This is a genomic window from Cetobacterium sp. (assembly GCF_977044495.1).
This window is the reverse complement of sequence record NZ_CDRRQU010000067.1, coordinates 1-7,857: the sequence shown is the minus strand read 5'-3', so window position 1 is coordinate 7,857 and position 7,857 is coordinate 1. Positions and strand designations below refer to the sequence as shown.

At 27.9% G+C, this 7,857-nt stretch carries 8 protein-coding genes; 1 reads left to right on the top strand and 7 read right to left on the bottom strand.

Going from position 1 to position 7,857, the window contains the following annotated elements; genetic code table 11:
* The 7 genes from ACWI69_RS11265 to ACWI69_RS11235 all read right to left on the bottom strand — a co-directional run.
* Positions 1–462, bottom strand: a 462-nt coding sequence (locus tag ACWI69_RS11265) for a UvrD-helicase domain-containing protein (RefSeq protein WP_448821933.1), incomplete at its 3' end; no start/stop codon positions are given.
* Positions 463–2,991, bottom strand: a complete 2,529-nt coding sequence (locus tag ACWI69_RS11260; RefSeq protein ID WP_448821932.1) for a PD-(D/E)XK nuclease family protein — start codon at positions 2,989–2,991, stop codon at positions 463–465. It lies immediately after the preceding gene.
* A 9-nt stretch (positions 2,992–3,000) separates the two neighbouring features.
* Positions 3,001–3,504, bottom strand: coding sequence for a MogA/MoaB family molybdenum cofactor biosynthesis protein (locus tag ACWI69_RS11255; protein ID WP_448821931.1), 504 nt, complete (start codon positions 3,502–3,504; stop codon positions 3,001–3,003).
* A 10-nt stretch (positions 3,505–3,514) separates the two neighbouring features.
* A complete protein-coding gene (cls, locus tag ACWI69_RS11250) occupies positions 3,515–4,933 on the bottom strand; it encodes a cardiolipin synthase (RefSeq protein WP_448821930.1) in 1,419 nt (472 codons plus the stop codon).
* A 52-nt stretch (positions 4,934–4,985) separates the two neighbouring features.
* Complete coding sequence (locus ACWI69_RS11245; RefSeq protein WP_448821935.1) at positions 4,986–5,771, bottom strand: RelA/SpoT domain-containing protein; 786 nt, start codon at positions 5,769–5,771, stop codon at positions 4,986–4,988.
* 20 nt (positions 5,772–5,791) lie between these two features.
* Entirely contained in the window at positions 5,792–6,523 is a 732-nt protein-coding gene (locus ACWI69_RS11240; RefSeq protein WP_448821929.1) for a hypothetical protein, read from the bottom strand.
* Positions 6,524–6,663: 140 nt separating this feature from the next.
* Positions 6,664–7,491 (bottom strand): SIR2 family protein, encoded by an 828-nt coding sequence (locus ACWI69_RS11235; RefSeq protein WP_448821928.1) that lies wholly within the window; start codon positions 7,489–7,491, stop codon positions 6,664–6,666.
* Between the two features lie 264 nt (positions 7,492–7,755).
* On the opposite strand from ACWI69_RS11235, the gene ACWI69_RS11230 reads away from it, so the two are divergent.
* The coding region (locus ACWI69_RS11230; RefSeq protein ID WP_448821934.1) for a helix-turn-helix domain-containing protein at positions 7,756–7,857 on the top strand (102 nt) is incomplete at its 3' end.

Below are 7,857 nucleotides of genomic sequence, written 5' to 3'. Positions count from 1 at the left end.
AAATCTATCAAACTCTTTTTTATCCTCTACAATTTTTTCAAAACATTTTAGTAAAATTTCAATATTCTCAGTATCATCTATAATTTCATACGAAAATATATTGAGATATGGAGCTATAACATTTTTAAATATATTATTTATAAAACCATCAATTGTTGAGATTTTTAGTCTATCTTTATTATCTAATACCTCATAATAAACTTTTCTAACATTTTCAAAAGAAAGGTCTATCTCTGGATATAAATTCTTTAAATTTTCATATAAAGATGACCCTTTTTCTCTATACATCTCCTCTAAAAATTGAATAACTCTCTCTTGAATTTCAGACGTAGCTTTTTTAGTAAAGGTCATTACTAAAATATTCTTATAATTTTCCCCCTTTAAAAGAGCAGCTAAATACTCTAAAGATAGTCTGTATGTTTTTCCTGTTCCAGCACTAGCTTTTAAAACTATCCCTTTCATTTAAAACTCCCTCCTACAGATATCTCCATACTCACAGTATAGACACCCACTTTTTTTCTCGCTTAAAAAATAGCTCCCACTTTTAAAAAACTCTATTAATCTCTCTTTTAAAGCTTCTCTTGTCAATTTAGCTTTTTCTTGATTTTCTATACTTCCTTCAAAAGCATTGTATATTGATTTTTGAGCAGCATTTTCATCACCATATAGCATAATTGTATAAAAATCTAGCTGATTATCAATTTTACTTCCTGTTTTAAAATCTATGATATGATTATTTGTTGTTGTTTCAATTACAAGGTCAACTCTACCACTTAAAGTAACTTCTACATCACCTTTTAAAAAGGGTTCTTTTCTACTATTTTTCTCGCTCTCTATACGTTTAACTTTCTTTTCTATATATAGATTTTCTATCTCTTTATAAAATTTTACTATATTTTTTGTAAAACGTGGAATTAGTATCTGAATAAAATAGTTATCTAGATACACAGGTACTCTTTTTCTATTGGCATAAAAACTCTTATATAGTAACTCTTCTACCTCTTCATTTGTCACTGAATAATCTGAAATATTCAAAATTTTTTTCCACATCTTATCTGTTAACTTTTCGAAAACTTCATGGATATATGTTCCTAAAAATTTAAGTGATAGGCCTAAAGAATCCTCTTTTTCAAAATAACTAAGTCCACAAACTTTATCTAGGTAAAATCTATACTCACATCTAGTTAAAGTATCATAGTCATATGGACCTATACTTAACTCTCTATTTTTAAAGTCATCTCTATCTTTTTTTAAATCTTTTTGAATAAACTCACCAATCTCATTTGATTTGAATGCCATTAGTCTCTCTAGTATATCCTCACTATAAACAGTTTTTTCAAGTTTGCTTATACTGTATCTGCTTAAAACTTCAGAAAATATTGGAGATACTCCCTCTCCACTGTTTTCATTTTTTATATAGATGACAGTATTATATCTATTTTTTAAAAGAGCTTGATAAAACCTATATCGTTCTTCTTTTCTTTCCTTTTCGTAATAAGTAAATCCATTTTCTTTTTTTTGCTTCTCTGTCAAATAAAGAGAATCTCTTTTCACTCTAGGAAGATATTTTGTACTTATATTTATAAAAATTGACTCTCTTGATGGAGTAACCTTACAGTTTTCCATTGGCTTTATTAGATATTTTCCTTCGCTATTATCATTTCTTATAATCTCAACATCATTAAAATATTGAAGTAAAAATTTTAAAATATCTCCGCCATTTCTAAAGCAACTTTTAATCTCCCTTTCCTCGAGCATTATTTCAGTTGTTTTAGCATATCCCATATACTCTTGAAGTTTATCATAAAAATCTACATATATTTTCTCTCTAAACATATCTAATGATAAAAGTTCATTAAAGTATGTAATAAATTTATCTATATTTTCAATTTTTGATACTTTTACAATATCTGTATAAATCTCAGAAATTTTTTCGTTACTCTCTGTTCCTATATACTTATAATCCCAATCTATTTGATTATAGATATACTCCATATCCTCTTTTGTTATTCCGTAATGCTCTTGCATCTCTAAAGTTTTAATTCCCTCTAAAAATTTTTTAATAGGAATCAAGTTATCCATTCTAGGTTCCATTGCTCCTATAAGTTCGCTTTGAGCATTTAAAAATTTAAAAAACTTGGTGTCATTTAAAGTATAGAAACTACCTCTCATAAAGTTATTTGGAAAAACTTTAGAATACTCATTTGTATCAGCTTCTGGAGAAAAGATATTTGTCATATGATTTTTCATCTTCATAATATCTAATAGATTTCCTATAAGTTCTAATTCATCTTGAACCTCTAATAGCGATATATCTATTTTTTGTGTTCTAGGTAGATATACCTCTTTTAATTCAAGATTTTCTTCATCAAAAACTCCAGGTTCTCCTTGAACTCTAATTACAATCTCTATAAACTCCTCTAGCTTAGATATGATATACCTATCTAAAGGTGAAAAGTTTACTATATCTACAAATACCATTTTCTTATATTTTTTAAAGATTGTTAAATCTAAATACCTTATGTCTTCAATCCAATCTTTTGGTATATAATTTCTTTCATTCAAATATATCTCATATTTTTCTTTAAACCTATGGAATATCTCAAAATATTTTTTTTGCCACTCCTCTAACTCTATATCCTTTTCACATAAACTTCTATTTAACTCAGCATAGTATTTGAAGAATTTATCTGAAAATTCAATAGATTCAAAATAATTATTTATATTTAACTCTGTAAGCTCTTTTTTCATACAGTTATATAAACTTACAAATCTTTTAGCTTCACTTAAAATTACTTTATTTGTACTGAACGCTAACTCCTTAAACTCCTCCATTGTTAAATAAAGTGGGTCCGGTTCAAAAATATTTCTTTTACTTTCTTTTCTCTGACTATTTTTTAAAGGATAATCAGAAAACACATACACAACAGAGGGATCTTTTTTCAATCCTTGAATTAAAGATCCCCCATAATCTATATATTCAAATTTCATTTTTTCCTCCTATTTTTTAATAGGTGTTGCACACTCCACAGCTGCACCTTTAAGTATCTCAATTCCATGAACTAATGTATCTATCACAAAACTTAAATTTTCTGTTGCTCCTTTTGGACTGCCCGGAAGATTTAAAATTATACTTCCTTTTCTTATTCCACATCTTCCTCTACTCAATATAGCTTTTGGTGTTATTTCAAAAGACCTAGCTCTCATATACTCAGCTATTCCTTGTGCTTCCCTTTCGATTACTGCTAAAGTAGCTTCCGGCGTAACATCTCTTTTTGAAAAACCAGTTCCACCATTCGTTACAATTAAATCAGCTATATCTTCATCTGCTAATTTCATTAACTCTTCACAAATCTCTTCATAAGTATCCGGTAACATATTGTAATAAACATTTTCATAACTTAAATGTTCTTCAAAAACTTCTTTTAGTTTTTGCCCTGTTATGTCGATTCTCTCTCCTTTTGACCCTTTGTCACTCAGTGTTACTATAGCTACTCTTATCATAACTTCCTCCTTATAATATTGGTGCCATCAATTTAGAAATTGATTCAAGCACTCTATCCTTTTTTCCTCTTTTTTTATACTCCTCTAATGTCACCTTTCGAGAGTCTAGAATATCCTGATCTATTCTCTTTTCCAATTCAGTAATATTATTTCCTAGAATTAAAAGACTGATTTCAAAATTCTGATACATACTCCTGTAATCAAAATTTGCAGTTCCTAAAAAAGCAATCTCCCCATCTATAACTATTAACTTACTATGAATAAATCCATATTTATATTTATATATTTCAGCTCCCAGTTCAATTAGTTCTCCATAAAAATATTGATTAGCCCAATAAACAAAAGCATGGTCTCCCACACTTGGTATTACTATTTTAACTTTTACTCCTGAAACCAATGCAGCTTTTAAAGCATCTAAAATAGGCTCATCTGGAATAAAATATGGTGTTTCTATATGAATACTTTTTTCAGCCTTTAATATTAAACTTAAAAAAGTGTCTTTTATAGTATGAAACTCATAGTTTGGACCTGAACTTACAACCTGTATTGGAGTTAAATCATGATCATCTTTATCAATATCAATATTTTGAAATATATCTGTTGTATCTTTTTTTAAAAACTTCCAACTTCTTTCAAACTCATGTAAATAATCTATTATTGCTTCACCTTTTAAGGAAAATCCTATATCCTGCCACTTTCCTAATCGTCCTTTACCAATATAGTCTTTCCCTATATTTAAACCTCCTGAAAAACATATTTTGTTGTCTATAAGAGCCATTTTTCTATGATCCCTATAATTAGCTCTCAAGTTTCCAATTTTTATAAAAGGAAAATAAGATGGAAAAAAAACTTCAAACATTATCCCAGATTTTCTTAATTCTTCAATTCTTTTTCTAGAGACACCTCTTGTGCCAGCACCATCCACTATTATTTTTATTTCTACTCCCTCTTTTATTTTTTCTAAAAGTAAATCATAAATTGGTGCTCCAACTTCATCATCATCAAATATATAATATTCCATATATATGGATTTTTTAGCATTTTTTATGGCTAGTATTATACTTTCAAAATAATCCTTGGCTTCCGAATAAAATGTAAAACTATTATTATGAGTCATTTTTCCCAAAAGCACACCATCTAAATATCTACTTAATCCTATCCATTTTTTTATACTAACTATTGACTTTTTATTTAAGTTCTTTAAATAATCATGATTAGCTAAATAATATTTTGCTAAAGCTCTACGTTTTTTAAAGCTAATACCAAAAAATAGATACATTATAAATCCAAAATAAGATGTCAATAGTAGTATTGTTATCCAAAATAATGTAAATACAGGTCTTCTTCTTTCAAAAAATATAATGATACACGCAAATATAATATTAACAAATACTAAGTAGTCCTTTAATGCTATGAATATCTCTTTCATTTAGTCACCTCTAACTTTATTTAGAAAAAAAGAAGAGTCGAAACTCTTCCTCTTATTTGAATTTTAAATCCAACTCTCTGAAATTATCTTCCAATCCTTTCCCATTAGAAAACTCTTTTTTTATTTTTTTTATAAACATTCCCATTTCATCAGCACTTCCAACTATTCTATTAAAAATTCCTAAATATTCTGTTATGATAGGGTTATCGACATCATATGGGTATCTCATCAAATGATCTATTTCACTCCAAGCTTCTTCAAAAACTGTTCTCACTTGAATTTCCACAAGTACTTCATCTTGTTTTGTAGCCGGAACCCCAATCAAATAATGAATCGATCTATAACCATGATCTCTCACTATTATCTCGCAGTCTAAATCCTGAATAGTATTTTTCAAATCTTGAATATTATAGTCTCCTCGTCTAATATTTATCTGAGGTGTTTCTTTAGTGTCCCATAATTTTGTTATTTCACAATGGATTCCACGCCAATCGTCTTTAAATAAATGTAACACACGGATTCCTATAAGGTCTGTTATAATCTCTTTATAGTTCTCAACATTTATTCCACGATCCGCGTATTTGCGTCCTTTTCTTATTATTTTTTCAATAAGATGCGTTGCTCTTTTTACTCTTCTTCTAACTGAGTGAACTCCTTCACTGTCAATTAATTTAGATACTATATGTTCAGCTTCTTTTTCTAGATAAGGAACTAATTTCATGTAATCAGCATAAATTTTCATAAGCTCATCCCAATTAAGACCAGTGGAACTAAAATACTCCTCCGTTATACAGAAAGCTTTAAAAAATTCTTCTCTGTCTATCGTATTATTTAATATCAAATTAAACACCTCTTTAACTATTTTCTAGGTATCTTCTCTAGGGAAATTTCACAAGCTTTTCTATAAGCAACTACTTCTGTCGCCTTTATCTCTCTTTTCTCCACCGGTGTCACCATAACTATTCTCTCTCTAATATTAAAATCGTTTCCTTTAATCACATGAACTCTCTCAATAGATATTCTATCTCCTTCAATAAATTGAACCTTATCTAAGTCACATCTAAAATTTATCCAACTTTGAAGTGTCGGAGTTCTACCAACAAGATTTAATAAAGCTAAAGAATATAGCGAATTTTTTTCTTGCAATAACTTCTCTTTTTTTATCTCTTCTAATCCCAAAATCTCTTTTTCTAATAAATCTAATTTCATAATCTCTATTCTGTTTTCGAAGGATACTTTACCAGTCACTAATTTTCCACTTATTTCAATAAAATGTCCTTTAAAAATTTCTTTTAAAAGCTTTATATTAGACATAAATCTTTTTATATTATTATATTGGTATATTTTATAGTAGTAGTTATTCGATATTGTGTTAAAAGATCCATCCTCTTTTAAATCAATTTCTAAACCTAATTTAAACTCCCTGTTTTTCAACTCTAGATATTTTTTTCTATTTATCTCAACTATTCTGCTATGACATTCTTTCAAGTTCAGCTGATGTATTTTTAAATCGGTAACTCCAAAAGTTTTTATCAGGTTTTGATTTTTCATATCTTTTATCGTAGAAAATTCAATTGGTAGCCTATCCAATTTTAAAGAACTGTACCTTATCTCTAAAGCACTTTCTATTTTTTTAAAATCTTCAATCTTAGCTTCTAATACTTCTGGGTCTCTTACTTTTATTTCTTCTAAACTCTCCTCTTCTGGAGTTTCATCAGAAATATCTGGAGTTACCGAAAGAGCTTTTTTCCTACATACGCCTCTTTTATATCAGAATTATCTAGCGATATTGAACATAGATATTCTTTTAACTCTTTAAAAAATTCCTCTTCACTATGTGGCAATAATTTTATTCCCAATTCATTTAATCTTTCAATTGTTTTTGTTTTTAAAACATTTGAACTACTCACAGCATAAATAGCATCTTTTGAGTTTATATCTGTCAATATAACCTCTAAAACATCTACGAGGTCTGAATTATCTAAGTCTAATCCTAAAATTAGCGTTGGATAGCTTTTAATATCCTCTTTTATTCTCTTAAAAAAATTCTTATAAAAATCTAAAACTTTTAATTTTCTAAAATCTTGAATAGAAACAAAAATCTTCTCATGTCTATTTACATCTCCAAGAATTTTATAATGTTTAATCTCCCCATTTGATGCTACCGCAATCTCTTCATCTGTGGGTAATATCTTCACTAGTTTATTGCAGTTTATATCGTCTAAAACTATATCATAATCTGTTGAAAAAACAGCATTTATTCTATTACTTTCAGAGAAAATATTTAATAGCTCTGCAGTTTCTCTGTTTGTTTCGTACAAATTTTTGATTTTTTTCAATAATGAATTTCTACTACTAACAACTCCATCTAGATAAACTTGGCTAACTTGAAACAAAGAGTTTTCATCTCTTATGTAACCCTTTATATTTTCTTTCATATCTTTCATTAGCAATTTAGCTAACTCTATTCTTGTCGGATATCCAGCGTTTCTTACTAAAAAATCACCTAAAAAAAGATTAATTTTGTCTGTATCGTTAAATTTATTGAAAAAACTCATAGTAACACCTCTCTTTCTTTAAAAAATAAACACTTTGGCAATATAAGTATATCTTAATTTTATCCATTTAACAAGTAGATTCTTAAAAAAATTTTAAAAAAAAAGCCTGTAAATAAGGATTTATTACTCACAGGTTTTTTCAGGGCAATCTTTTTAGTTTTTAGTTCCTTTAATCGAATATATAGCTTAATAGTTTCTATTGATTTTTTCTAAAATATGGTATAATCAGACCACATAAATTTTAATTTTAAGGAGGTGAAAACTATGAAGACGTATAACTTAGCTTTTAAATATAGAATCTATCCTAATGAAACTCAAGCGAATACAATTAATCAAACTTTTGGTTGCACTAGACTTGTGTATAAC

Coding starts and splice junctions, on each gene's coding strand:
- ACWI69_RS11260 (WP_448821932.1), bottom strand. CDS start 2,991: ATGAAATTTGAATATATAGATTATGGGGGATCTTTAATTCAAGGATTG.
- ACWI69_RS11255 (WP_448821931.1), bottom strand. CDS start 3,504: ATGATAAGAGTAGCTATAGTAACACTGAGTGACAAAGGGTCAAAAGGA.
- cls (WP_448821930.1), bottom strand. CDS start 4,933: ATGAAAGAGATATTCATAGCATTAAAGGACTACTTAGTATTTGTTAAT.
- ACWI69_RS11235 (WP_448821928.1), bottom strand. CDS start 7,491: ATGAGTTTTTTCAATAAATTTAACGATACAGACAAAATTAATCTTTTT.